Annotated in this window: 21 protein-coding genes, 2 tRNA genes and 1 pseudogene; 6 read left to right on the top strand and 18 right to left on the bottom strand. The window is 70.3% G+C overall.

Going from position 1 to position 23,156, the window contains the following annotated elements:
- Positions 1-4: 4 nt before the first annotated feature.
- The 4 genes and pseudogenes from panB to GC092_RS00105 form a co-directional block, all read right to left on the bottom strand.
- On the bottom strand, positions 5-874 hold the full coding sequence (panB, locus tag GC092_RS00120; RefSeq protein ID WP_324013330.1) for a 3-methyl-2-oxobutanoate hydroxymethyltransferase: 870 nt from the start codon (positions 872-874) through the stop codon (positions 5-7).
- On the bottom strand, positions 871-1,260 hold the full coding sequence (gene panD / locus GC092_RS00115; RefSeq protein ID WP_271172509.1) for an aspartate 1-decarboxylase: 390 nt from the start codon (positions 1,258-1,260) through the stop codon (positions 871-873). The genes panB and panD overlap by 4 nt, the downstream gene beginning before the upstream one ends.
- Positions 1,260-2,110, bottom strand: a pseudogene (panC, locus tag GC092_RS00110) (pantoate--beta-alanine ligase). The gene panD and the pseudogene panC overlap by 1 nt, the downstream one beginning before the upstream one ends.
- Entirely contained in the window at positions 2,107-2,862 is a 756-nt protein-coding gene (locus tag GC092_RS00105; RefSeq protein ID WP_324013328.1) for a DUF2520 domain-containing protein, read from the bottom strand. The pseudogene panC and the gene GC092_RS00105 overlap by 4 nt, the downstream one beginning before the upstream one ends.
- A 211-nt stretch (positions 2,863-3,073) precedes the next feature.
- Between GC092_RS00105 and GC092_RS00100 the strand changes: the two genes are divergently transcribed.
- On the top strand, positions 3,074-3,637 hold the full coding sequence (locus GC092_RS00100; protein WP_324013326.1) for an NUDIX hydrolase: 564 nt from the start codon (positions 3,074-3,076) through the stop codon (positions 3,635-3,637).
- Between the two features lie 106 nt (positions 3,638-3,743).
- Here the strand turns inward: GC092_RS00100 and GC092_RS00095 are convergent, their stop codons facing one another.
- Both GC092_RS00095 and GC092_RS00090 read right to left on the bottom strand, forming a co-directional pair.
- Complete coding sequence (locus GC092_RS00095; protein ID WP_324013325.1) at positions 3,744-4,760, bottom strand: sugar phosphate isomerase/epimerase family protein; 1,017 nt, start codon at positions 4,758-4,760, stop codon at positions 3,744-3,746.
- Positions 4,757-5,956, bottom strand: a complete 1,200-nt coding sequence (locus tag GC092_RS00090; protein ID WP_324013323.1) for a Gfo/Idh/MocA family protein — start codon at positions 5,954-5,956, stop codon at positions 4,757-4,759. Before GC092_RS00090 ends, GC092_RS00095 begins: the two co-directional genes overlap by 4 nt.
- Before the next feature lie 137 nt (positions 5,957-6,093).
- Here GC092_RS00090 and GC092_RS00085 point away from each other — a divergent pair, with 137 nt between their 5' ends.
- From GC092_RS00085 to GC092_RS00075, 3 genes are all read left to right on the top strand, one after another.
- Positions 6,094-6,786, top strand: coding sequence for a LacI family DNA-binding transcriptional regulator (locus tag GC092_RS00085; protein ID WP_324013322.1), 693 nt, complete (start codon positions 6,094-6,096; stop codon positions 6,784-6,786).
- Complete coding sequence (locus GC092_RS00080) at positions 6,783-7,079, top strand: substrate-binding domain-containing protein (protein WP_324013320.1); 297 nt, start codon at positions 6,783-6,785, stop codon at positions 7,077-7,079. The genes GC092_RS00085 and GC092_RS00080 overlap by 4 nt, the downstream gene beginning before the upstream one ends.
- Before the next feature lie 100 nt (positions 7,080-7,179).
- Positions 7,180-7,599 carry a DUF3592 domain-containing protein gene (locus tag GC092_RS00075; RefSeq protein WP_271172516.1) on the top strand — a complete coding sequence of 140 codons (420 nt, stop codon included), beginning with the start codon at positions 7,180-7,182 and terminating at the stop codon, positions 7,597-7,599.
- A gap of 57 nt (positions 7,600-7,656) precedes the next feature.
- Here GC092_RS00075 and GC092_RS00070 read toward each other — a convergent pair.
- The 4 genes from GC092_RS00070 to aztC form a co-directional block, all read right to left on the bottom strand.
- A tRNA-Ala gene (locus GC092_RS00070) sits at positions 7,657-7,729 on the bottom strand.
- Between the two features lie 14 nt (positions 7,730-7,743).
- Positions 7,744-7,817: transfer RNA gene (locus GC092_RS00065), tRNA-Ile, on the bottom strand.
- Positions 7,818-8,001: 184 nt separating this feature from the next.
- Entirely contained in the window at positions 8,002-9,204 is a 1,203-nt protein-coding gene (gene aztD, locus GC092_RS00060) for a zinc metallochaperone AztD (protein ID WP_324013319.1), read from the bottom strand.
- Positions 9,205-9,227: 23 nt separating this feature from the next.
- A complete protein-coding gene (aztC, locus tag GC092_RS00055; protein ID WP_324013317.1) occupies positions 9,228-10,127 on the bottom strand; it encodes a zinc ABC transporter substrate-binding protein AztC in 900 nt (299 codons plus the stop codon).
- Positions 10,128-10,392: 265 nt separating this feature from the next.
- Here aztC and GC092_RS00050 point away from each other — a divergent pair, with 265 nt between their 5' ends.
- Positions 10,393-11,259: a hypothetical protein gene (locus GC092_RS00050; RefSeq protein ID WP_324013315.1), complete on the top strand. Its 867-nt coding sequence runs from the start codon at positions 10,393-10,395 to the stop codon at positions 11,257-11,259.
- 125 nt (positions 11,260-11,384) lie between these two features.
- On the opposite strand, the gene aztB is transcribed toward GC092_RS00050, so the two are convergent.
- Positions 11,385-12,314 (bottom strand): zinc ABC transporter permease AztB, encoded by a 930-nt coding sequence (gene aztB / locus GC092_RS00045; RefSeq protein ID WP_324013313.1) that lies wholly within the window; start codon positions 12,312-12,314, stop codon positions 11,385-11,387.
- A gap of 55 nt (positions 12,315-12,369) precedes the next feature.
- Between aztB and aztA the strand changes: the two genes are divergently transcribed.
- Complete coding sequence (gene aztA, locus GC092_RS00040) at positions 12,370-12,999, top strand: zinc ABC transporter ATP-binding protein AztA (protein ID WP_324013312.1); 630 nt, start codon at positions 12,370-12,372, stop codon at positions 12,997-12,999.
- Positions 13,000-13,057: 58 nt separating this feature from the next.
- Here the strand turns inward: aztA and GC092_RS00035 are convergent, their stop codons facing one another.
- From GC092_RS00035 to dnaA, 7 genes are all read right to left on the bottom strand, one after another.
- A complete protein-coding gene (locus GC092_RS00035) occupies positions 13,058-13,462 on the bottom strand; it encodes a DUF3566 domain-containing protein (protein ID WP_271172522.1) in 405 nt (134 codons plus the stop codon).
- On the bottom strand, positions 13,459-16,023 hold the full coding sequence (gyrA, locus tag GC092_RS00030; RefSeq protein ID WP_271172523.1) for a DNA gyrase subunit A: 2,565 nt from the start codon (positions 16,021-16,023) through the stop codon (positions 13,459-13,461). The genes GC092_RS00035 and gyrA overlap by 4 nt, the downstream gene beginning before the upstream one ends.
- A gap of 98 nt (positions 16,024-16,121) precedes the next feature.
- Positions 16,122-18,194 carry a DNA topoisomerase (ATP-hydrolyzing) subunit B gene (gene gyrB, locus GC092_RS00025; protein ID WP_282978355.1) on the bottom strand — a complete coding sequence of 691 codons (2,073 nt, stop codon included), beginning with the start codon at positions 18,192-18,194 and terminating at the stop codon, positions 16,122-16,124.
- Between the two features lie 122 nt (positions 18,195-18,316).
- Positions 18,317-18,802: a DciA family protein gene (locus GC092_RS00020; protein WP_271172525.1), complete on the bottom strand. Its 486-nt coding sequence runs from the start codon at positions 18,800-18,802 to the stop codon at positions 18,317-18,319.
- Entirely contained in the window at positions 18,795-19,979 is a 1,185-nt protein-coding gene (gene recF, locus GC092_RS00015) for a DNA replication/repair protein RecF (RefSeq protein WP_282978357.1), read from the bottom strand. The genes GC092_RS00020 and recF overlap by 8 nt, the downstream gene beginning before the upstream one ends.
- A 115-nt stretch (positions 19,980-20,094) precedes the next feature.
- The gene (dnaN, locus tag GC092_RS00010) at positions 20,095-21,240 is read right to left on the bottom strand and encodes a DNA polymerase III subunit beta (protein ID WP_271172527.1); all 1,146 of its coding nucleotides are present in this window, start codon (positions 21,238-21,240) and stop codon (positions 20,095-20,097) included.
- 515 nt (positions 21,241-21,755) lie between these two features.
- On the bottom strand, positions 21,756-23,156 hold the full coding sequence (dnaA, locus tag GC092_RS00005) for a chromosomal replication initiator protein DnaA (protein WP_282978359.1): 1,401 nt from the start codon (positions 23,154-23,156) through the stop codon (positions 21,756-21,758).

The raw sequence follows: 23,156 nt of genomic DNA, 5'->3' as shown, positions 1-23,156 counted from the left end.
CGGGTCAGAGCGCGTCGAGCAGCTCCCTCAGACGGGCAGATTCCTCTTCGGGCATGGAGTAGCCGTGCTCGGTCGCTGGGTACTGTCCCGCGCGGACTTCCTCGACATAGCGCTCGATGCCGGCGATCATGTCCCCCCGCAGCTCCGCGTACCGCTTGACGAAACGCGCCGCACGACCCCCGTATATGCCGAGAAGGTCATGGAATACGAGCACCTGGCCGTCGGTGGCGGGGCCCGCGCCGATGCCGATCACGGGGACGCTCATCCGGGGCATCAGGGCGTCCGTGACGTCGCTCGGGATCGCCTCGAAGACGATCGCAAAGCATCCGGCCTCCTGCAGCGCGAGTGCGCTCTCGCACACCGCGAGCGCGTCGTCGGCGGTCCGGCCCTGGGCACGGTATCCGCCGAGGGCGGTCGCCGTCTGCGGCGTGAGGCCGACGTGCCCCATGACGGGGATGCCCGCGCGGACGATGGCGCTCGCGCGATCGACCGACGTGCCGCCGCGCTCGATCTTGACCGCGTCGCACCCCGTCTCCTTCACGAAGCGCTGCGCGGTCGCGACGGCGGTCTCGTCGGAGGCCTCGTACGAGCCGAAGGGCAGGTCCGCGACGAGCAGAGGGCTCTGCAGGCCCCTGCGGACCGCGGCCGTGAGCATGATCATCTCGTCGACGGTGACGGGCACGGTGCTGTCGTATCCGAGCACCGTCATCGCGGCCGAGTCGCCCACGAGCACGACGTCGACGCCTGCCGCCTCGGCCACCTGCGCGCTGGGATGGTCGTAGGCGGTCACCATGGCGATGCGCTCGCACGCGGCCTTGCGCGCGGCGAGGTCGGCCGGCGCGACGCGCGGGCGGGCCGTCGGCCGCGTGCTCATGCGCGCGCCGTCAGGAGACGGTCGACCGCGTCATCGACCTGGATGATGCCGTTGCCCCGGTCGACGTGCACGACGACGGGCTCGTACGTCTCGAGGTCCTTCTCGTCGTACTCGGCGTAGGAGACGACGATGATCGTGTCGCCCGCGTGCACGAGCCGGGCGGCAGCGCCGTTGACCTGCATGACCCCCGAGCCGCGCTCCCCCGCGATCGTGTACGTCTCGAAGCGCGCGCCGTTGTCGACGTCGAGCACGTGCACCTGCTCGTGCTCGAGGATGTCCGCCGCCTCGAGCAGATCGGGGTCGATCGTGATCGAGCCGACGTAGTTGAGGTCGCTTCCCGTGATGGTGGCGCGATGGATCTTCGACTTGAGCATGATGCGGCGCATCAGGATTCTCCCTTGAGGATGCGGTTGTCGATGAGGCGTGCGGCGCCGACCCTGGCCGCGACCGCGAGCAGCGCGTCCCGATCGACGCGGACGAGAGGGCGGAGGTGCTCGGCGTCGCGCAGTTCGAGGTACTCGGGCTCGATGCCGGCCTCCGCGAGGACGGATCGCGCGGCCGCGAGCAGCACCGCGCCATCCCGCTCGCCCCGCGCCGCGAGATCCTCCGCCGCGGTCAGCGCCCGGTTCAGAGCGGTCGCCTGCGCCCGCGCTGCGGCATCGAGGTAGACGTTGCGCGAGCTCATCGCGAGGCCGTCCGGCTCGCGGACGATCGGGCACGCCTCGATCCGCACGGGCAGGTCGAGGTCGCGGACGAGCCGGCGCACGACGAGCACCTGCTGCGCGTCCTTCTGTCCGAAGAAGGCGACCTCTGGGGTCACGATCGAGAGCAGCTTGGCGACGACGGTGGCGACGCCGTCGAAGTGGTGCGGGCCGCGGTGCGCGCCGCACAGCACGTCGGTGATGCCGGACACATGGATGGTCGTGGCGAAGCCGTCGGGATACATCTCGGAGACGGGCGGCGCGAAGAGGATGTCCGCTCCCGCAGCCTCGGCGAGCGCGGCATCCCGGGCCTCGTCGCGCGGATAGGAGCCGAGGTCCTCGTTCGCCCCGAACTGCGTGGGGTTGACGAAGAGCGACACGACCACGACGTCGGACCCCTCCCGCGCACGGCGCATGAGCGAGAGGTGTCCCTCGTGGAAGGCCCCATCGTGGGCACGAGGCCGATCGAGGCGCCCTCGGCTCGCGCGGTGCGCACGGCGGCGCGCATGTCGGACACGGTGCGCACGATCCTCATGTCGCGTGCTCCTTCCTGCGTGCGAGCGCGCGGGTCGCCTCGCACAGCTCGTCGAAGAGCGGGACGAGCTCGGGCCGGCCGGCCGAGATCGCGGCGCGCTGGCGCTCGACCGTCTCCTCGTCCCCGCGGGCGATCGGGCCCGTCAGGGCTGTCGCGGGTCCTCCCGACGCCCAGTTCTCGACGGTGCGCCGCACGAGCGGCGCGAGGAGCAGGCGCGCCTCCTTGGCCGGGATGCCCGCGGTCTCGGCGATCCGCTCCGCGGCATCGGCGATGGTCACGAGGAAGTTCGCCGCGACCGACGCGGCTGCGTGATAGGCCGCCCGGTGGGCCTCATCGAGAGGGAACGCGCGTGCGCCGAGCAGGAGCGCGATGCCCGTCGCGGTCTCGAGCGCCTCGTCCGAGCGCCCCGCGACCGCGCACGCGACACCGCGGAACACGGTCGGGTCGTCATCGCCGGTGAACGTCTGCAGGGGGTGGAGGCCGAAGTCGACGTCGTGGATCGGCACCGCGCCGGAGGTGTGGCCGATCATCCGCCCCGCCGCCGTCGCGGCGTGCGCCGCGGCAGCGATCTCGCCGTCCGGAACGCACAGCAGCACGACCGGCGCGTCGGGGATCTCCTCGCCGCGCCCGACCGGGCCGTGCACGACGACGCCCGCCGCCCGGAGGGCACGGGCGATGCTCCGGCCGAGTCGGCCGGGGCCGACCACCGTGACGCTCTCGAGGGCGCTGTGCGGGGTGCGGAGGATGCTCATGGTCTCGGTGCGCGGGGGACGCGCGCGACATGAGTATCCGCCTCATGGGCCGATCGAGCAAAATCGGGCGACAATGTGCACATTGGTACCGGTCAGTGTCTTTCCGATCTGCTCCCTGTTTCGCTTCACGTCTGTGCACGGTGATTTCGCCGACGTTTGTCGGCCACTCGCATCCTCGCTCCGGTCCCCGGCCTGTGACAGGCTCGAAGCCGTGATCGACCCGCGCTCCTCTCTGCTCGCGTCCGCGCGCGAGGCCGTCGCCCTGGTGGGGCCGTCGGTCCCCGCGCACGACGACTTCGTCGCGGCTCTCGAGGCGCACGGCGCGGCCGCGCTCGACCGCGAGGGGCCGCCCGCGCACCTCACGGCGAGCCTGTTCGTCTTCGACTCGACCGGCGAGCAGATCCTCCTCTGCCTCCACGGCAAGGGGAGGTTCTGGGTGCAGCCGGGCGGCCACCTCGAGGCCGGGGACACGTCGCTCGCGCAGGCCGCCGCACGCGAGCTCGAGGAGGAGACGGGCGTCTCCTGCGGTCTCCTCCGCGACGTCCGGGTCGTCGACCTGGATCACCATCCGCTGAGCTCGCGGTTCGGCCGATGCGCATCGCACCTCGACGTCGGCGTCGCGGCCGTCGTCGACCGCGACGCCGTCGCCCTCCAGGTCAGCGACGAGTCGGACGACCTGGCGTGGTTCCCCCTCGACGACCTGCCCTCGCCGCTGCCGCCCGCCTTCGACGAGCGACTCGCACGTGTGCGGGCTGCGTACGCGGTCGCCCGCTGACACATCCCTCCGCAAGGCGCCATCGGCCATCCCTCCCCCGGTCGTTGAGCGAGCGAGGCTCGAGCGAGTCGAGACGCCGCGACCTGACCTCGATAACCGCCCCTGCTCACCCCTGCCCGAGCGACTCCTGCAGAGCTCGATCGGCATCGCGCAGCACGGCCGCGGCCACCTCAAGCCCTTCGACCCGGCCGAGCTCGACGTCCTCGTGCTCGATGTTGACCCACATGTCCGGGTCGACCTCGTGCAGAGCACGGAGGAACTCCGTCCAGTACGCCGTGTCGTGCCCCTTGCCGAGCGCGACGAAGTCCCAGGCGGCGGGCTTCGGCCATTCGTTCGCCCATTCGTCGCCCCCGAGGCTCGTGCGCGACTCGGACGGGTCGAGCCGCCGGAAGCCGTTGTCGAGCACGCCGTAGAGCTGCGCGGTCTCGCGGTTGATGCGGACATCCTTCGCCGCTGCGTGGAAGACGAGCTCGCCCAGCTCTCGCACGACCGCGACGGGGTCCATCTGCTGCCAGAAGAGGTGCGACGCGTCGAGCTCGACGCCGATGTGCGTCGCGTCCGTCGTCTCGACGAGACGATGCACGTCGCGGGTGTTGAAGACGACGTTCTGCGGGTGCAGCTCGAGCGCGACCTTGACGCCGTGGTCGGCAGCGAGTCGGTCGATCTCCCGCCAGAAGTCGCCGACGACCCGCCACTGGTAGTCGAGCACGTCGAGGTGCGCCGAGTTCCAGGCGTTCACGATCCAGTTCGGGAATCGCGCCGTCTCGTCGGACCCGGGCAGACCCGACATCGTGACGACGCGCGTCTGACCCAGGCGGGCAGCGAGGCGAATGGATCGGCGCACGTCCTCCGCGTGCCGCGCGCGGATATCCGCCTTCGCGTGCAGGGGGTTGCCATTGCAGTTGAGGCCGGCGATCTCGACGCCGGTCCCCTCGAACTGCGCGAGAAAGTCGTCGCGCGCGGCGTCGGACACGAGGATGTCGTCGAGGGACGGGATGTGGACCGCCGGCAGGAATCCGCCCGCGTTCAGCTCGATCCCCGTGAGACCGAGCGACGCGATGACCTCGAGCGCCTCGGGAAGCGTGCGGTCGTGCAGGATCGCGTTGTAGACGCCCAGCCTCATGCGCGCACCTCCTGCGGGATCGCGACCGCCGCGCCGCGTCGCGCGGCAGACTCCGCCACCGCCTGGAGCAGCCGCATGTTGCGGACCCCCTCCTCGAACGTCGCGCATCGCGGCAGCGATGCCGCCTCCTCGATGCCGGCGACCTCCTCGAGGAACGCCCGCGCCTGGTACACGAAGCCCTCGTTCTGACCGAACCCGACACCGGTCGCGTCCATGGCGAGACCTCCCCTGAGGTACGGATGCTCGGGGCCGAGGAGCACCCGCCGGAACCCGCGCTGCGCGACCGGGCCCTCGTTGAGCATGAGTCCGATCTCGGACGGCGTGCGGAAGTCGAACGACGCCGAGCCGTTCTCGCAGAACACCTCGAGGACGAGCGTGTTCGCGTGCCCCGAGGCGACGCGGGAGACCTCGATCGCCCCTGCTCCGCCATCCGCGAAGTCGAACGAGAACGCGGCGTAGTCGTCGTTCTCGACGGTGTCGAACGTGTCCGACACGGCGCCGTGCTCGTGGCCGATGACGGCGCCGAGGGGCTCGGGGCGCTCGGAGATCACGGTGGCGAAGCGCCCACCCGACACCTCCGCGATGTCGCCGCCGATGAACTCGGCGATGTACGCGAGGTGGCTGCCCACATCGGCGAGCGCTCCCGAGCCCTGCGCGCCCTTGAAGCGCCAGCTGATCGGGATGTGCGGGTCGGCGGCGTAGTCGGTCCAGTAGCGTCCGCTGACGTGGAGCACGCGGCCGAGCACGCCGCTGCGCACGAGGTCGCGGAGATACGCGATGCCGGGCGAGCGCCGATAGGTGAAGCCGACGCGCGCGACGCTCGTCGCCGAGCGCGCCGCGTCGGCCATGGCGACCGCATCGTCGAGGCTGTCACTGAGCGGCTTCTCGCACAGGACGTGCTTGCCGGCGGCGAGGAGCCCTTCGACGATCTCGCGGTGGAGATGGTTCGCGACGACGACGCTGACGACGTCGATGTCGGGCGCCTCGGCGATCGCCTGCCACGACGTGTCGCTGCGCTCATAGCCGAAGCGCCGCGCGGCGAGGGCGCCGAACTCGGCGTTCACGTCGCCGATCGACACAAGGCGGATGGGCGGAAGCGTCGAGGCGTAGACGGTGGACGCCGCACGGTACGCCGCGGCGTGGGCGCGGCCGGCCATGCCGGCTCCGATGACGGCGACTCCGAGGCTCTCGGGCATCGGCTCTCTCCTTCGAGGTCTCGCCCGGCCTTCCGGCCGCGGCGTCATTGCAGGTGCGAGGATGGGGATGAACCGCGTTGGAGCGGTACAACGATCACGGTAGACTACGACGTAATGTCCTGTCAAAGGCGAATCTCATGACCGCGTCCCGACCGACGATCTACGACGTCGCCCAGCGCGCAGGCGTGTCGAAGTCGCTCGTCTCCCTCGTTCTCCGCGGCTCGCCCAAGGTCAGCCCGGAGCGGCGCCGAGCGGTCGAGGAGGCCATCCGCGCACTCGACTACCGTCCGAGCCGAGCCGCCACCGCGCTCGCCGGGGTGCGCACACGCAACATCGGCCTCGTGATCGACGACTTCCGCAACCTCTGGTTCGTCGACCTCCTCGACGGCATGCGCGATGTGCTCGACCCCGCCGGCTTCCAGGTCAGCGTGGCCGACCTCCGCCGAGACGCGCACGCGGTCGAGGGCTTCATCGCGACCCATGCCGAGGCCGTCGTCGTCGCCGCCGAGCCGGACGCGGCGGCCCTGCGCATCCCCGTCCCGGTCGCCGTCGTCGGCGGGCGCGCGGGCTCGATCCCCGGCGCGGACACGGTCGCGAACGACGACACCGAGGGCGCGCGGATCGCGACGCGGCATCTCCTCGAGCTCGGCCATCGTCGCATCGGGCATCTCACCGGCGGAGGAGGGTCGGCGGCCCTGCGGCGCGCTGCGTACACCCGTGTGATGCGCGAAGCCGGGCTCGATCCGCTGCTGACCGGCGGTGAGCACGAGACGAGCGACGAGGGGGCTACCGCGCGGCACGGCAGCTGCTCGAGGCGCATCCGGACGTGACCGCGATCTTCGCGTCGAACGACGTCATGGCGCTGGGCGCCGCGGCCGCCCTGCGCGACCGAGGTCTCGCCATCCCGCATGACGTGTCGCTCGTCGGCTACGACGACTCGCCCCTCGCGAACAGCCGCTACCTGTCGTTCACGACGATCGACGATCGCAGCCGCGACGTGGGAGCGGAGACCGCGCGCGCCATCCTCGCCCGACTCGACGACCCCGAAGCCGAGCCCCGGCACATCCGCCTCTCGCCGACGCTCATCGACCGGGGATCGACGGCGCCGCCCCGCGCACGGTAGAGAAGGTTCGTCAGCCGCGCCCTCTCATGCAGCGCGTCGGCAGCGAGTGTTCCCCGTCCGTTCACCGCAGGCCCCCTTCGCCGTGCGACGCTGACGGCGGATGGAGAACGCAGACGCGATGCCGCTGCCGGCGATCCTGGCGATCGCCGGCTTCTTCACCGTGATCGTCGCGATCGCCGTCGTGGTCGCCCGGGCGCTCGCGCGGAGCTACCGGCCGGTCGGCGAGGAGAGGTCCCGCGCCGACCGCCTCCAGGTGGGCGGAGTCCGCGTCGAGGCAGGCATCACGTCGTGGGCCAGGCACCCGGGCGGCGGCGAGGAGGCCCCGGCGATGCGCCTGCACGTGCGCTTCCCGTTCCGCGGATCCTCGCACGATGCGGAGCTCGTCGTCCGCATCGATCGCGCGCTCGTCGCCGGCTTCTCCCCCGGGTCGACCGTCCACCTGCTTGTCGATCCCGCTGATCCGAGTGATGTCGCGATCGATCGATCCCGCAGCCCCGTCGAGCTGCCGCGCTCCCGGTGAGCTCCGGCGCGGAAACGCGAATCGCCCCGGCCGAGTGGCCGGGGCGATTCCTGCGTGTGGAGCCTAGGAGATTCGAACTCCTGACATCTTGCTTGCAAAGCAAGCGCTCTACCAACTGAGCTAAGGCCCCGAGAGGAGACGGAGTGGGGCTACCAGGACTTGAACCTGGGACCTCTTCATTATCAGTGAAGCGCTCTAACCGCCTGAGCTATAGCCCCGTCTTGCGAGAGCCGAACTCTCAACCTGCAAGAGCATACCCGAACCGGGGGGCCGGCGCCAATCGACGCCGCCCTCCCGGGGGTGTCGCACCCGATCGCCGGTGAGACTAGCCCCGGTCGCCGATACCTGCGCCCGGAGCGCTAGTCCGGGCGACGGGGGCTAGTCTCACCGGAAAGGGGCCGCTCAGCCGAGCGCGACCGCGATCTCGTTGGGCGCGGCGTCGAGCTCGACGGTCGCGACGGTCTCGCCCGTCGTCAGGTCGACGGCGTGCACGGCGTTCGAAGCGGGCTCGGTGACGTAGGCGATGTCGCCGTTCACCTTGATCGTGGGGTGCGGGTCCTGCCATTCGACCGGCCCCTCCCACGGCTCCACGACGGGGAACGCGTCGACGATCTCGCCCGTCTCGGGGTCGAGCACGTGGATCTGTCCGTCGGTCGAGAGGATGTACGCGAGATCCTCCGGCCCGCGCACGACATCGCGGTACGTGTACTGCACCTCGTCCGGCAGCTCCACGACCTCGTAGGTGTGCGCGGCGGTGTCGATGAGCGTCACCGCGTTGAGCAGGTAGCCCTCGGCGTCGGGGTCGCTCTTGTAGTCGCCGACGACGATCGGGCTCGTCTCCGAGACGTACGCGTTGCCCATCCGCCCGTACTCGTCGGGCGCCGTGAACTTCTCGAACGCGCCGTCGTGGAAGAGGAGCGCGCCATCCTCGCAGCCGAAGATCACGGCCTCGCCGGCCGCGGTCCCCTCGCCGTGGATGCCGGGGCACTCGTCGCTCGACGCGAGCTCATCCCAGTGGTCGTCGTGCGCGTGGAGCGCGACGGCACCCGACCGCGCGGTCTCGTCGCCGACGGTCGTGAGAAGAGTGCCGTCCTCGAGGACGATCGAGACGCCGTGGTGCGCGGCCTCGGAGCGATGCGTCTCACCCTCCGGGAGCGCGTCGTAGCCACCAGCGAACACGTCGGTGTCGAGGATGGTCGTCTCGCTCGTCGCGTCGTCGTAGAGCACCGTCTTCCCCTCGTGCACGACGACGTGCCCGGCGGCAGCCGCCTCGAAGACGAGATCGGTGAGCTCGGGCGCTCCCGTGTCGAGGATCTGGAACCCCTTCGACGTGGTCACGGCGATCGTGCGTCCGTCGCCGAAAGGATTGAGCCGCGTGAACTCCTCGGTCTCGAAGGTGTCGACCACCTCGAGCGAGGTGCCGTCGAGCACCGCGATGCCGTTCTCGTAGGCCACCGCGACGCGACCCTCCGCCGGAGCCGCCGGCTCCTCGCTCGCTGTGTCGGGGGCGGCACCTGAGCCCGACGTGGTCGCGCACGCGGTCGCGAGGAGGGAGACCCCCGCGATCACGGCCGCCGCCGTCAGACGTCGTGTGTGTCGTGTCATCGTGTTCCTTTCCGGGATGGCCTTCAGCTCAGGCCCTGGGAGATGCGCTCGGTGTTCGCGCGCATCATGGTGAGGTAGGTGTCGGCGCCCTCTCCGGGCTCCGTGAGCGACTCCGTGAAGAGCTCGACGACGTCGACCTCGATGCCGACCTCGCTCGCGAGCACCTGCACGAGCCGGTCGGGCTGCGAGGACTCCGCGAAGATCGTCGGAACCCCCGCCTCCTCGATCGCGCCCGCGAGGTCGCGCAGGTCGGCGGCGCTCGGCGCCGCGAGGGTGGTGCCGCCGGGGATGACCGCGCCGATCACGCGGAAGTCGAAACGGTCGGCGAGATATCCGAAGACGTGGTGGTTCGTGACGAGGGCACGTCGCTCCTCGGGGATCGCCGCGAACGCCGCGGTCATCTCCTCGTCGAGCGTCGCGAGCTCACTCCGATAGGCGTCCGCGTTGCCTCCGACCACGGCGGAATCGATCCCCGGGATGTCGGCGACCGCCGCCTCGAGCGCATCGACGACCTCGACCATCCGCGCAGGGTCCGTCCAGAAGTGCGGGTCCGGCGCACCGCCCTCGGCATACGGCAGGACGTCGACGACGTCGCCGGCCGCGAGCATCCGCGCCCCCTCCGCCTCCGCGCGGTCGAGGTGCTGCTGCAGCCCCTCCTCGAGGCCGAGCCCGTTCGACACGATGAGGTCGGCATCGCCGAGCGACGCGGCCTCCTGTGCCGAGATCTCGAAGGAGTGCGGATCGGCGTCGCGCTTCATGAGGGTGAGCACCTCCGCCTCGTCGCCCACGACGCTCTGCACGACGTCGCCGAGGATGTTCGTGGTCACGACGATCCGCGGCGTCTCGTCCGCGGGGGCGATGGCCGCGCACCCGCTCACCGCGAGCGCGAGCGCAGCCAGCAGCCCGGCAGCCATCCGCCTCATCGCCCGACCTCCGCGACGAACGCGGGAGCCGTCGGCGTCTCGAGCGATCGCGCGACGCGCGCGCCGTCGGCATAGGCGATCTCGTGGACGACCCCTCGAGCGGCGCGTTCACGTACGCCCGCTGCGCATCGACCGTGAGCGAGACGCCCGCGAGCGCGTCGGCGTCCGCCAGCGTCTGCGGCAGGAGCGGCTCGGACGCCCCGATCTCCGCACCGGTCTCGGCGAGGTAGACGCGCACGCGGCCCTCCGCATCGAGTGCGACGACGTGACCATCCGCGTCGTCGACCGCCGCGACGCGCAGAAGCGGTGCCTCCGTCTCGATGAGCCGCCACGCCCGCTCCCGGGTGTCGAGCAGCCAGAACCCGCGCTCCCCCGCGAGAGCGGCGACCGTCGGGCGCCCCTTGCGGCCGTCGAACGCGGTCGCGCGCTCGGCGGTCGTCCCCTCGGGGTACGGGATGCGCTCGAAGACGGGCTCGCCGCGGTCGACCGTCGCGAGCACGGCGCCGTCGGCGCAGCCGACGACGAGCCCGACGCGCGTCGTGATCGTGCCCTCGGCGTCGACGCACGGCGTCTCGGCCTCCGCCTGGTCGCCCTCTGCAGTGACGAAGCGGAGGCTCTGCACGCGACCGTTCGCGTCGGCCTCGCTCACGAGCGCGCCCGCACCGAGCGGCGCGATGACGCCGTCGGCGGAACCGGCGTCGAGACGCAGCGTCTCGACGATCTCGCCGTTCGAGAGCGCCTTGTTGTCGAGCAGCACGGCGTCTGCGCCGAGGACGATGCCCGTCGCTCCGGCCGTCGCGAGCGGTCCCGTCGAGACCGCGGCGGTGCCCGACCCCTCGAGCGTGCCGACGAGGCGCGGGTCCGCGCGGTAGTAGTGGAAGTGGTCGACGTGATCCCAGGTCCACGTGCCGCTGTCGACGATCTCGACCCCGGCCTCGGTCGTCGCGAAGACGTAGCGGCCATCCGTCGCGACCGCGGTCGGAGCGCCGATCTCGCCGAGCTCGACGGTCGTTCCGTCGAGCAGGTCGAGCACCCCGACGGCCCCCTCCTCGTCGATCGAGACGAGCTGAAGAGGCGGCTCGTCGACCTGAGCGGCCCCGGCCACCGATCCGTGTCCGTCGCCTGCCGGTGACGAGCTCGTCGGCGGCTCGGCCGCGGGCGCGGCTCCGGCGCATCCGGCGAGGAGCAGAGCTCCCGCACCCAGGGCGATCGAGAGTCGGAGGCGGGGCAGGTTTCGGGTCATGGGTTCCTTCCGGGTCATCGGATCGCCGCCGTTCGGGCGATGTGCGGTTCGCGCGGGCGCGCGGTCGCGGAGGCGTGCGTCGGCCCATCCGGGGTCTGCGCGCCATGGGTCGCCGTGCGGCGGCGCATGCGGTCGATGCTCGATCGGACGACGCCCGACAGCGCCGCGAGGAGGATGGCGCTGCCCGCGATCGAGGCGCCGGCCGCGGTGCCCGCGTTCCACGACACGAGGAGGCCCACGAGCACCGAGAGCGCGCCGATCGCGCCCGCGAGCGCCATCGTGACGGGGATCCTCGTCGTCCAGGGCCGCGCGGCGACCGCGGGTGCGAGCAGGAGCCCCACGACGAGCAGCGACCCGACGGCCTGATACGACGAGACGACCGCGAGCGTCACGAGCCCAACCAGCGCGAGCTGCGCACGACGGGGGCGCAGGCCGAGGGTGTGCGCGATGCGACGGTCGAACGCCGACGCGACGAACGCGCGATGGAACAGGGCGGCGACCGCGACGGTGACGACGAGCGCGCCGGCGAGGAGCGCGATGTCGCCGAGGTCGACCGCGAGGATGTCGCCGAAGAGCATGGCGGTGGCATCCGTGGCGAAGGTGCGCGAGTGCGACACGATGATCACGCCGAGGGAGAGCATCCCGACGAAGAGCAGGCCGATGCTCGTGTCGTACGACAGCCGCCCCCGCCGCTGCAGCGCTCCGATGGCCGCGCTCATCGCGACGGCGCTCACCGCGCCTCCGATGAGGACCGGCAGCCCCAGCACGGTCGCGATCGCGACGCCGGGGAGCATGCCGTGCCCGATGGCCTCGCCGAGGAAGGCCATCCCGCGGATGACCACCCAGGTGCCGACGATGCCGCAGATGAGGGCGACGAGCACGCCGCCGGTCAGGGCGCGCAGGACGAACGCCGTGCTGAGGGGATCGAGGAGCCAGGAGGACACGGTGGTCGAGCCTAACCCAAAATGAGAACGATTATCAATTGCTATAGTGGGCGGGATGCGCTCCCACCGCCCCGCCCTGCTCGCCCATTCGCTGTGCTTCGCCTACGGCGCGGAGGATGCCGTGCACGACGTCTCCATGCATCTCGCCTTCGGCGAGGTGACGGCGATCGCGGGCGCCAACGGCTCGGGGAAGTCGACCCTCGTCGAGCTCCTCGCCGGCGTCCGCATGCCGCGGTCAGGTCGTGTCTCTCGAGACGGCGACGTCGCCCTCGTGGTGCAGCGCCCCGAGGCACCCGACACCCTGCCCGTGACGGTGCGCGAGACGGTCGCGATGGGCACCTGGGCGCGCGGGGCCCGCCGTCGCCGAGCGGATGGCCGGCGAGCGGTCGCCGACGCGATCGCGCGCGTCGAGCTCACGGGGCTCGAGGAGCGCCCTCTCTCCAGCCTCTCGGGAGGGCAGCGTCAGCGCGCCCTGCTCGCGCAGGGCATCGTGCGTCGCCCGGCCATCCTGCTCCTCGACGAGCCCGCCGCCGGGCTCGACTCGCGCAGCCGCGACCGCACCCGCGCCATCCTGCGCGAGGAGGCCGCCCGCGGAGCGGCGGTCGCCTGCGTCACGCACGACGAGACGTCGATCGCGGCGGCCGACCGGGTCATCCGCCTCGAAGCGGGACGCGTGGTCGCCTGAGGCGAACGCGAAAGGGCCGGGCATCCGAGGATGCCCGGCCCTTCCCGCGTGAGGCGGGTCAGTTCGAGGTGAAGCCCACGAGCAGACCGCCCGTGATCTTCACGGCGAGGTTGTAGATCCCCGCCACGACCGCGCCCAGCACGGTCACCACGATGAGGTTGAGGATGGCCACCACCGCGGCGAACGCCATCACCTGCGGCAGCCCGACGAACGCGGACAGCGTCAGCTCGCCGTCGGAGAACGCCGCCATGAGCTCATCGGCCTGGGCGATGAGGCCCGTCGTCTGCACGACCATGTAGATGAGGAAGAACGTCACGATCGTCACGACGGCGAGCGCCACCGCGGCGAGGAAGGACAGCTTCACGGCCGACCAGAAGTCGACGTACACCAGGCGCAGACGCACCTGCTTCGCGCTGGTCTTGTGCGCCTGCTTCTTGGCGAGCTTGTCCGCTACTGTGCTCATGCGTCAGTGGTTCCTTCGGGGGTCTCGGATCCCGGGGCCGCCTCGTCGGCGTCTTCCCCGCTCTCGTCGCTCAGCCCGCGTTCGGTGTTTCGGGCGATCGCGAGGATGCGGTCGTTCTTGTCGGGCCGCGCGAAGACGACACCCATCGTGTCGCGGCCCTTCGCAGGTACCTCGGCCACGGCAGAGCGTACCACCTTGCCCTTTTCGAGAACCACGAGAACCTCGTCATCCTCCTGGACGATGAGGCCGCCGGCCAGCACGCCGCGGTCGTCGTTGAGCTTGGCGACCTTGATGCCGAGACCGCCGCGGCCCTGGACCCGGTACTCCTCGATCGCGGTGCGCTTGGCGTAGCCGCCGTCGGTCACGACGAACACGTACGAGCCGGGCGCCGCCACCGATGCCGACAGCAGGTCGTCGCCCTCGCGGAACGACATGCCCTTCACGCCGCTCGTCGAGCGGCCCATCGGACGCAGCGCGTCGTCGGTCGCCGAGAACCGCAGCGACATGCCGTGGTGGCTGATGAGGAGGATGTCGTCGTCCGCGTTCACCGTGAGCGCGCTGACGAGCTCGTCGCCGTCGCGCAGGTTGATCGCGATGATGCCGCCCTGGCGGTTCGAGTCGTACTCCGTGAGCCGCGTCTTCTTCACGAGGCCCGAGCGCGTCGCGAGCACGAGGTACTCGGCGTCGTCGTACGACTTCAGCTCGATCACCTGGGCGATCTGCTCGTCGGGCTGCAGCGCGAGGAGGTTCGCCACGTGCAGGCCCTTCGCGTCGCGGCCGGCCTCGGGAACCTCGTAGGTCTTGGTCCGGTAGACACGGCCCTTCGTCGTGAAGAAGAGGAGCCAGTGGTGGGTCGTCGTGACGAAGAAGTGCTCCACGACGTCGTCGGCGCGCAGCTGCGCGCCCTTCACGCCCTTGCCGCCGCGGCGCTGGGAGCGGTAGTTGTCGCTGCGCGTGCGCTTGATGTAGCCCTCGCGCGTGATCGTGACGACCATCTCCTCCTCGGCGATGAGGTCCTCGATCGACACGTCGCCGTCGAAACCGTGGAGGATGTGGGTGCGGCGCTCGTCGCCGAAGCGGTCGACGATCTCGGTGAGCTCCTCGCGGATGATCACGCGCTGACGGCCCTCGTCGGCGATGATCGCCTTGTAGTCCTCGATCTGCGCCTCGAGCTCGGTGGCCTCGTCGATGATCTTCTGGCGCTCGAGGGCGGCCAGGCGGCGCAGCTGCATCTGCAGGATGGCGTCGGCCTGGATGTCGTCGATCTCGAGGAGCGCCTTGAGGCCCTCGCGCGCCTCGTCGACCGTCGGGGAGCGGCGGATGAGCGCGATCACCTCGTCGAGGGCGTCGAGCGCCTTGAGGTACGCGCGCAGGATGTGCATGCGCTCCTCGGCCTTGCGGAGGCGGAACTCCGTGCGGCGGACGATGACGTCGAGCTGGTGGGCGATCCAGTAGTGCACGAAGCCGTCGAGCGGGAGCGTGCGCGGCACGCCGTCGACGATCGCGAGCATGTTCGCGCCGAAGTTCGTCTGCAGCTCGGTGTGCTTGTAGAGGTTGTTCAGCACGACCTTCGCGACCGCGTCGCGCTTGAGCACGATCACGAGACGCTGGCCCGTGCGGCCCGACGTCTCGTCGCGGATGTCGGCGATCCCGGTGACCTTGCCCTCGCGGGCGAGCTCGCCGATCTTCACGGCGAGGTTGTCGGGGTTCACCTGGTACGGGAGCTCGGTGATCACGAGGCACGTGCGGCCCTGGATCTCCTCGATCTCGACGACCGCGCGCATCGTGATCGACCCGCGCCCCGTGCGGTACGCCTCGTGGATGCCCTTCGTGCCGAGGATCTGCGCACCGGTCGGGAAGTCCGGGCCGGGGATGCGCTGCATGAGGCCGCCGAGCAGCTCCTCGCGCGGCAGGTCGGGGTTCTCGAGGGCCCACAGGGCGCCGTCGGCGACCTCGCGCAGGTTGTGCGGGGGGATGTTCGTCGCCATGCCGACAGCGATGCCGACCGAGCCGTTGACGAGGAGGTTCGGGAAGCGCGCCGGGAGGACCGACGGCTCCTGGGTCTCGCCGTCGTAGTTGTCCTGGAAGTCGACGGTCTCCTGCTCGATGTCGCGCACCATCTCGAGCGCGAGCGGGGCCATCTTCGTCTCGGTGTACCGGGGCGCGGCCGCGCCCTGGTTTCCGGGCGAGCCGAAATTGCCCTGTCCCTGTGCCAGCGGGTACCGCAGCGACCAGGGCTGCACGAGGCGCACGAGGGCGTCGTAGATCGCCGTGTCGCCGTGCGGGTGGTACTGACCCATCACCTCGCCGACCACGCGGGCGCACTTCGAGAACTTCTTGTCGGGCCGGTAGCCGCCGTCGTACATCGCGTACACGACGCGGCGGTGCACGGGCTTGAGGCCGTCGCGCACATCCGGAAGGGCACGCCCCACGATCACGCTCATCGCGTAGTCGAGGTAGCTGCGCTGCATCTCCGACTGCAGGTCGACCTGGTCGATGCGGCCGTGGTTGTGGGCCGCCGTGAGGTCGGGGCGCTGCTCGTCGTTGCTCTCGTCAGTCATGGTCTCTCAGTTTCGGATCAGTTCGTGAGGTCGGCGTGCGACGTCTCGACTCGCTTCGCTCGCTCGACGACCGGGTGGCGTCTCGCTCGCCGGAGTCGTCAGATGTCCAGGAACCTCACGTCCTTCGCGTTGCGCTGGATGAAGCTCCGGCGGGACTCGACGTCCTCGCCCATGAGCACCGAGAAGATCTCGTCGGCCGCGGCGGCGTCGTCGATGGTCACCTGACGCAGCGTGCGCGTCTCGGGGTTCATCGTCGTGTCCCACAGCTCCGAGTCGTTCATCTCGCCGAGACCCTTGTAGCGCTGGATGCCCGCGTCCTTCGGGAGGCGCTTGCCGGCGGCCGCGCCCTCCTTGAGGAGCGCGTCGCGCTCGCGGTCGCTGTAGACGTACTCGTGCGGCGCGTTCGACCACTTGAGGCGGTAGAGCGGCGGCATCGCGAGGTACACGAAGCCGGCCTCGACGAGCCCGCGCATGTAGCGGAACAGCAGCGTCAGCAGGAGCGTCGTGATGTGCTGGCCGTCGACGTCGGCATCCGTCATCAGCACGATCTTGTGGTAGCGCGCCTTCTCGATATCGAACTCGGGCCCGATGCCCGTGCCGAACGCCTGGATCATCGCCTGGACTTCCTTGTTGCCCAGCGCCTTGTCGATGCGCGCGCGCTCGACGTTGAGGATCTTGCCGCGCAGGGCGAGGATCGCCTGCGTGTGCGGGTCGCGGCCGCCCACGGCCGAGCCGCCTGCGGAGTCTCCCTCGACGAGGAAGATCTCGCTGATCGACGGGTCCTTCGACGTGCAGTCCTTGAGCTTGTCGGGCATCGCGGCCGACTCGAACACGCTCTTGCGACGCGCCGTCTCGCGCGCCTTGCGCGCGGCCATCCGCGCCGTCGCCGCGTCGATCGCCTTGCGGATGATGTTCTTCGCCTGCGCGGGATTCCGCTCGAACCAGTCGGCGAGCTGGTCGTTCACGACCTTCTGCACGAAGGCCTTGGCCTCGGTGTTGCCGAGCTTCGTCTTCGTCTGGCCCTCGAACTGCGGCTCGGAGAGCTTCACGGAGATGACGGCGGTCAGCCCCTCGCGGACGTCGTCGCCCGTGAGGTTGTCGTCCTTCTCCTTGATGATGTTGTTCGCACGCGCGTACCGGTTGACGAGAGAGGTGAGCGCCGCGCGGAAGCCCTCCTCGTGGGTGCCGCCCTCGTGCGTGTTGATCATGTTCGCGTACGTGAAGACGTTCTCGGTGTAGCTCGTCGTCCACTGCATGGCGATCTCGACGGCCATCCGGCCATCGCCCTGCTCCGACTCGAGCACGACGATCTCCTCGTTCACGCGCTCGGCCTTGCGCACCTTGTTCAGGTACTCGACGTAGTCGACGAGGCCGCGCTCGTAGTGGAAGACGTTGTGGCGCTTGACGATCTCGGTCGAGCCGTCCTCGGCCTCGACCTCCTCCGCCGACGACTCGCGCTCGTCCGACAGCTCGATGCGCAGGCCCTTGTTGAGGAACGCCGTCTGCTGGAAGCGGGTGCGGAGCGTCTCGTAGTCGAACTCGACGCCCTCGACGAAGATCTCCGCGTCGGGCCAGAACGTGATGCTCGTGCCCGTCTCCTCGGTGGCCTCGCCCTGCTCGATCGGCGCGATCGGCACGCCGCCGCCCGAGAACGACTGGCGCCAGACGTAGCCGTCGCGCTTGACCACCGCGTCGAGCCGGGTCGAGAGCGCGTTGACGACCGACGAACCGACGCCGTGCAGGCCGCCGGAGACCGCGTAGCCGCCGCCGCCGAACTTGCCGCCCGCGTGCAGCACGGTGAGGACCACCTCGAGCGTCGACTTGCCCTCGGTCTTGTGCATCGCGACGGGGATGCCGCGCCCGTTGTCGACGACCCGCACACCGCCATCCGCGAGCAGCGTCACGACGATCGTGTCGCAGTAGCCCGCGAGCGCCTCATCGACCGAGTTGTCGACGATCTCGTAGACGAGATGGTGAAGACCGCGCGGACCGGTCGACCCGATGTACATGCCCGGGCGCTTGCGCACGGCCTCGAGGCCCTCGAGGACCTGGATCGCATCGGCGCCGTACTCGTTCTGCACCTTGCGGGGGCCCGATGCGGCGTCGCCCCTCTCGTCTGCCCGACCGTCGTCGATCGGCTCGGACTCGTTCTGAGGGGTTTCGCTCGTCATAGGAAGAAGTGCTCCACATCTGTGATCGGCAGCCTTCCGAGTCTATCGTCCCGAGCGCTCGGCCGCGGCCGTCACCGCCCGTCTCACGCGAGAAAAACAGGCAGCCTACGATCCGACCCGTGCTAGCCGTAGGTATCGCGCGGGCCGCGCCCTGGAACGCGCCTGATGCCGTGATTCCAGGAGGGCACGTCGGGCCCGAAGAAGCGGATGTCGGTGACGCCCGCCTCGGGGTACAGCTGCACGACCCGCGTGAGGAAGTGCGCGCGCATGAGATGCATCTGCTTGCTGCGCGGCGTCGAGTCGCACCGCACGACGACGACGCCGTTCGAGAAGGTCTCGATCCGGGAGTGCGCGGCGTTGTCGGGCCCGGCGATCTCCTCCCAGTTCAGGGCGAGGTCCTCGCGCTGGAGGTGCGGCTCCCATCCGCTCGATCGGGTGAGCACGTCGAGCGCCTCTCCCAGCGGCTTCGGGTCGCGCCCCGGCGCGAACGGCGCGTTCTCATCGTCGTCGTCGACGATCCGCCGCTTCTTGCGATACCTCTTGCTGGGCTCGAGCCCGCGCAGCCGCAGGTAGGTCGCGATCGTCTCGGGGACCTCGGGCTCAGCCATCCGAGGGCTCCGGAGAGAGCGGATGGTCCGCGAGCGGCCCGAGGACGGCTCCGGCCTCGATGCGCACGGCGTTCGCGCGCAGCGGCTCGGGCACGTCCGCGGCGACGGCCGCGGTGACGAGCACCTGCTCGAAGTCGGCGACCACGTCGGCCAGGCGCCGGCGGCGGTCGGCATCGAGCTCGGCGAACACGTCGTCGAGGATGAGGATGGGGTCGCCGCCCTGAGACTCGGCGCGCAGCAGCTCGGCCGACGCGAGGCGCAGGGCGAGCGCGACCGACCACGACTCGCCGTGCGATGCGTAGCCCTTCACGGGGAGGCCGCGAACCGTGAGCAGGAGGTCGTCCCGATGCGGACCGACGAGGGTCAGCCCGCGGTCGAGCTCCTGCGCGCGGCGCGCCGCGAGCGCGGACCGGAAGAGCTCCTCGGTCGAGCCCTCGTCCGCGCCGGCGGGCAGCTCATCCCCCTCCTCGGGATCCGCGCCGCGGACGGAGAGCACCCAGCTGAGCTCGGGGCGATGGTCCTCGCCCGCCACCCCCGCGTAGGCCGCGGCGACGGGCTCGGCGAGATCCTGCGCGAGGCGCACGCGCGCGTCGATGAGCTGCGAGCCCAGCGCCACGAGCTTGTCATCCCACACGTCGAGCGTCGACAGCTGCGCGCCCTTGAGACCGCGCGCCCGCGCGGACTTCAGCAGCGCGGTGCGCTGCCGCAGGGTCCGCTCGTAGTCGGCGATGACGCCGGCCATGCGCGGCGTGCGCTGGATGAGCAGCTGGTCGGCGAAACGACGACGCTGCGAGGGGTCGCCGCGCACGATCTGCAGGTCCTCGGGGGCGAAGAGCACGGCCTGCGCGTAGCGCGGCAGCTCGGACGTGCGCACGGGAGAGCCGCTCACGCGGGCGCGGTTCGACCCCTGCTTGTTGATCTGGAGCTCGAGGGTCACGCGACGGGCGCCGTGCGCGAGGCGCGCGCGGACGAACGCCGCGTCCTTCCCCTCGCGCACGAGCGGGGCATCCGACGACACCCGGTGCGAGCCGAGCGTCGCGAGATACGCGATCGCCTCGGCGAGATTGGTCTTGCCCTGGCCGTTCCGCCCGACGAGGACGTTCGGCCCCGGCTGCAGGGCGAGCTCGGCCTCTGCGTAGTTGCGGAAGTCGACGAGGCTGAGGTGCTCGACGATCATGTCCTCGACCTCCTTCCGGGATGCGCGGAGGCGATCCAGGACGTCGTGTCGCGACGTTTCGTCTCGCTCCGCTCGCTCAACGACCGATCAGCGGCGCGCGGCCCGCGCCCGGGTCCTACCTCAGCAGCAGGTTCGGCTGGAGCAGGTACTTGAACGAGTCCTGACCCGCCTGGTCGACCGACGTCTGGCTCGTGATGAGGATCGGGCTCAGCTTGTTCGCGTTGTCGCTCGACGTGAACGTCACCCGCACGAACTCGCTCTTCACCGCGCCGAGCGCCTCGAGCAGGTACTGCGGGTTGAGCCCGAGGGTGACCTCGTCGCCGCCCGTGAGGTGCGCGTCGACCGACTCGGACGCGCGGGCCTGGTCGCCGCCCGAGGCGTCCATCGTGACCTGCGAGGTCGAGAACGTGAAGCGCAGCGGCGCCGAGCGGTCGAGCACGAGCGACACGCGGCGCACGGCCTCCGCGAGGTCGGCGGTGCTCACCACCGCGTAGTGCTCGGTCTGCGCGGGGAACAGACGGCGGACCGGCGGGAAGTTGCCCTTGATGAGCAGCGACGTCACCGTCTTGTTGCCGGCCGTGAAGGCGATGATCTCGCGGTCGCCCGAGCCGGAGAACGCGATCGAGATGTTGCCGCCGTGGGAGAAGGTCTTGCCGACCTCCTGCAGCGTGCGCGCCGGCACGAGCGCCGTCGCCTCCTGCTGGCTGCCGTCCCACGGGATGTCGCGGAGCGCGACGCGGTACCGGTCCGTGGCGACGAGGCTCAGGCCCGTGCCCGAGACCTCGAGCTGCACGCCGGTGAGGACGGGGGTCACGTCATCGCGCGACGCGGCGAACGCGACCTGCGAGATCGCGGTCGCGAAGTCGTCGCCGGGAACGAGGCCCGACTCGCCCGTGACCTCCGGGATGGCGGGGTATTCCTCAACCGGCATCGACGCGAGGGCGAAGCTCGCGGAGCCGCACGTCAGCGCGATGTTTCCGTCGTCCTCGGTCGAGATCTGGATCGGCTGGTTCGGCAGGCGGCTCGCGATGTCGGAGAGCAGTCGGCCGTGCACGAGGATCGTGCCCGGCTCGTCGACCGTGGCCTCGATCGTCGTGCGCGCCGACGCCTCGTAGTCGAACGCCGAGAGGGCGAGGCTGCCGTCGCCGTTCGCCTCGATGAGCACGCCCGCCAGGATCGGCTGAGGGTTGCGCTGCGGCAGCAGCTTGACGACGAATGAGACGGCCTCGCTGAAGACGTCGCGGTTCACGTGGAACTTCACGTGTCGCTCCCCTCGGAATCACAACAACGGGCGCTCTTGGCCCACGGGTCTCCCATGCTAGTGCCCCGCGTTCGACCGTCCGTCGAGAAGGTCATCGGAGGCCCTTTCAGACAAGAGATCTCTTAACCGTGTTAACCGCTGTGGACAGTGTGGATAACTCTGTGGATGCGAGGCGGGAGTAGGGAACGACATGTGTGTGACTTGTGGAGGAGCTGCGGACGCGTCGTGGACGGCTCGGATGGCCGCCGAGCCGCTGTCACAGGCGGTTCCACACATCCGTGGCGTGTCCTCCACACCGTCCGAGGCGTGTCTCCCCAGTTATCCACAGGAGTTTTCACATGGGGAGAACTTGTTATAGGGGGTCGACGCGCCCTGCGTCAAGAGCGCGTTCAGGCATACGTCACGCGGCGTACAGGTGACGGAAAGCGCATGTCCCGATCGAGGCCGTATTGTCCGGCAGACGCCGGCGAGGGCCCGGAACGCGTGGTTCCGAGCCCTCGTGCGGGAAGGACAGGTCAGCGCCGCCCGAGCTGCGTGGTGATCTCCTGCACCTGGTTGTAGACCGAGCGCTTCTCCTTCATGAGCTCGTTGATCTTGCGGTACGCGTACATCACGGTCGTGTGGTCGCGTCCTCCGAAGAGCTGCCCGATCTTGGGGAGCGAGAGGCTCGTGCGCTCGCGGCAGAGGTACATGGCGATCTGACGGGCCTGCGCGACGGACTGAGCGCGGCTCGAGCCGTGCAGATCGTCGGCGGTGAGCTTGAAGTAGCCGGCGGTCACGCTGATGATGTCGTTCGGCGACACGACGGTGTCCTCGGACTGGTCGACGATGTCGCGCAGCACGGTCTGGGCGAGCTCGAGGGAGACGGGCGACCTGTTGAGGCTCGCGAACGCCGAGACGCGGATGAGGGCGCCCTCGAGCTCGCGGATGTTCGTGGAGACGTTCGAGGCGATGTACTCGATCACGTCGTCGGGGATGTCGAGGCGCTCGGCCTGCCCCTTCTTCCGCAGGATCGCGACGCGCGTCTCGAGATCGGGTGCCTGGACATCCGTGATGAGGCCCCATTCGAAGCGGCTGCGCATGCGGTCCTCGAAGCCCGTGAGGAGCTTGGGCGCGACGTCGCTCGTGATGACCACCTGCTTGTCGTGGTCGTGCAGCGTGTTGAAGGTGTGGAAGAACGTCTCCTGCGTCTCTGCCTTGCCCTGCAGGAACTGGATGTCGTCGATCAACAGGATGTCGACCTCGCGGTACCGCGCGTTGAAGGCGGCGCCGCGGTTGTTCGCGATCGAGTTGATGAAGTCGTTCGTGAACTCCTCGCTCGAGACGTAGCGCACGCGGACGCCCGGGTAGAGGTTGAGCGCGTAGTCGCCGATCGCGTGGAGGAGGTGCGTCTTGCCCAGGCCCGAGTCGCCGTAGATGAAGAGCGGGTTGTACGCCTTGGCCGGTGCCTCGGCGACGGCGACGGCCGCGGCGTGCGCGAACCTGTTCGACTGGCCGATGACGAAGTTGTCGAAGGTGTACTTCGGGTTGAGGCGGGTGTCCTCGCGCGACCTGCTCTGCGGCGGCGCCGCCGCGGACGTCGATGCGACAGGGCGCTGCGGAGCCTCCACGGGGACCGGCGGCGCGGGCGCGTCGAAGGACGCCTCGGTGAGCTCGGGGTTCACCGACACGCGGAACGACTTGGCGTCGGCGCCGATGCGCTCGAGCGCCTCCATGATCGGCTCGCGCATGCGCTTGTTGATCTGGGCGGCCGTCAGATCGTTCGGCACGTCGATGTAGAGGGTCCCCCCCATGACGCCCTGAGGGACGGCGAGACTCAGGTATCCCTCGAGAAGAGGAGTGATCCGATCGTCGCTGGCCAGCTCCGCCAGCACCGTGCGCCAGACGGGGACGTCCGGGATCTCGTGCGCGCTCAT

Source organism: Microbacterium sp. JZ37 (assembly GCF_035188445.1).
GTDB lineage: Bacteria > Actinomycetota > Actinomycetes > Actinomycetales > Microbacteriaceae > Microbacterium > Microbacterium barkeri.
This window is presented reverse-complemented; position numbering and strand designations above follow the sequence as displayed.

What these genes read in the sequence shown, in the direction of transcription:
- recF (WP_282978357.1), bottom strand. Translation starts at nt 19,979, where the DNA reads ATGATCGTCGAGCACCTCAGCCTCGTCGACTTCCGCAACTACGCAGAG.
- gyrB (WP_282978355.1), bottom strand. Translation starts at nt 18,194, where the DNA reads ATGACGAGCGAAACCCCTCAGAACGAGTCCGAGCCGATCGACGACGGT.
- dnaA (WP_282978359.1), bottom strand. Translation starts at nt 23,156, where the DNA reads ATGAGCGCGCACGAGATCCCGGACGTCCCCGTCTGGCGCACGGTGCTG.
- GC092_RS00105 (WP_324013328.1), bottom strand. Translation starts at nt 2,862, where the DNA reads ATGAGCATCCTCCGCACCCCGCACAGCGCCCTCGAGAGCGTCACGGTG.
- aztA (WP_324013312.1), top strand. Translation starts at nt 12,370, where the DNA reads ATGCGCTCCCACCGCCCCGCCCTGCTCGCCCATTCGCTGTGCTTCGCC.
- gyrA (WP_271172523.1), bottom strand. Translation starts at nt 16,023, where the DNA reads ATGACTGACGAGAGCAACGACGAGCAGCGCCCCGACCTCACGGCGGCC.
- GC092_RS00035 (WP_271172522.1), bottom strand. Translation starts at nt 13,462, where the DNA reads ATGAGCACAGTAGCGGACAAGCTCGCCAAGAAGCAGGCGCACAAGACC.
- aztC (WP_324013317.1), bottom strand. Translation starts at nt 10,127, where the DNA reads ATGAGGCGGATGGCTGCCGGGCTGCTGGCTGCGCTCGCGCTCGCGGTG.
- panB (WP_324013330.1), bottom strand. Translation starts at nt 874, where the DNA reads ATGAGCACGCGGCCGACGGCCCGCCCGCGCGTCGCGCCGGCCGACCTC.
- GC092_RS00085 (WP_324013322.1), top strand. Translation starts at nt 6,094, where the DNA reads ATGACCGCGTCCCGACCGACGATCTACGACGTCGCCCAGCGCGCAGGC.
- panD (WP_271172509.1), bottom strand. Translation starts at nt 1,260, where the DNA reads ATGCGCCGCATCATGCTCAAGTCGAAGATCCATCGCGCCACCATCACG.
- GC092_RS00095 (WP_324013325.1), bottom strand. Translation starts at nt 4,760, where the DNA reads ATGAGGCTGGGCGTCTACAACGCGATCCTGCACGACCGCACGCTTCCC.
- GC092_RS00075 (WP_271172516.1), top strand. Translation starts at nt 7,180, where the DNA reads ATGGAGAACGCAGACGCGATGCCGCTGCCGGCGATCCTGGCGATCGCC.
- aztD (WP_324013319.1), bottom strand. Translation starts at nt 9,204, where the DNA reads ATGACACGACACACACGACGTCTGACGGCGGCGGCCGTGATCGCGGGG.
- GC092_RS00090 (WP_324013323.1), bottom strand. Translation starts at nt 5,956, where the DNA reads ATGCCCGAGAGCCTCGGAGTCGCCGTCATCGGAGCCGGCATGGCCGGC.
- GC092_RS00020 (WP_271172525.1), bottom strand. Translation starts at nt 18,802, where the DNA reads ATGGCTGAGCCCGAGGTCCCCGAGACGATCGCGACCTACCTGCGGCTG.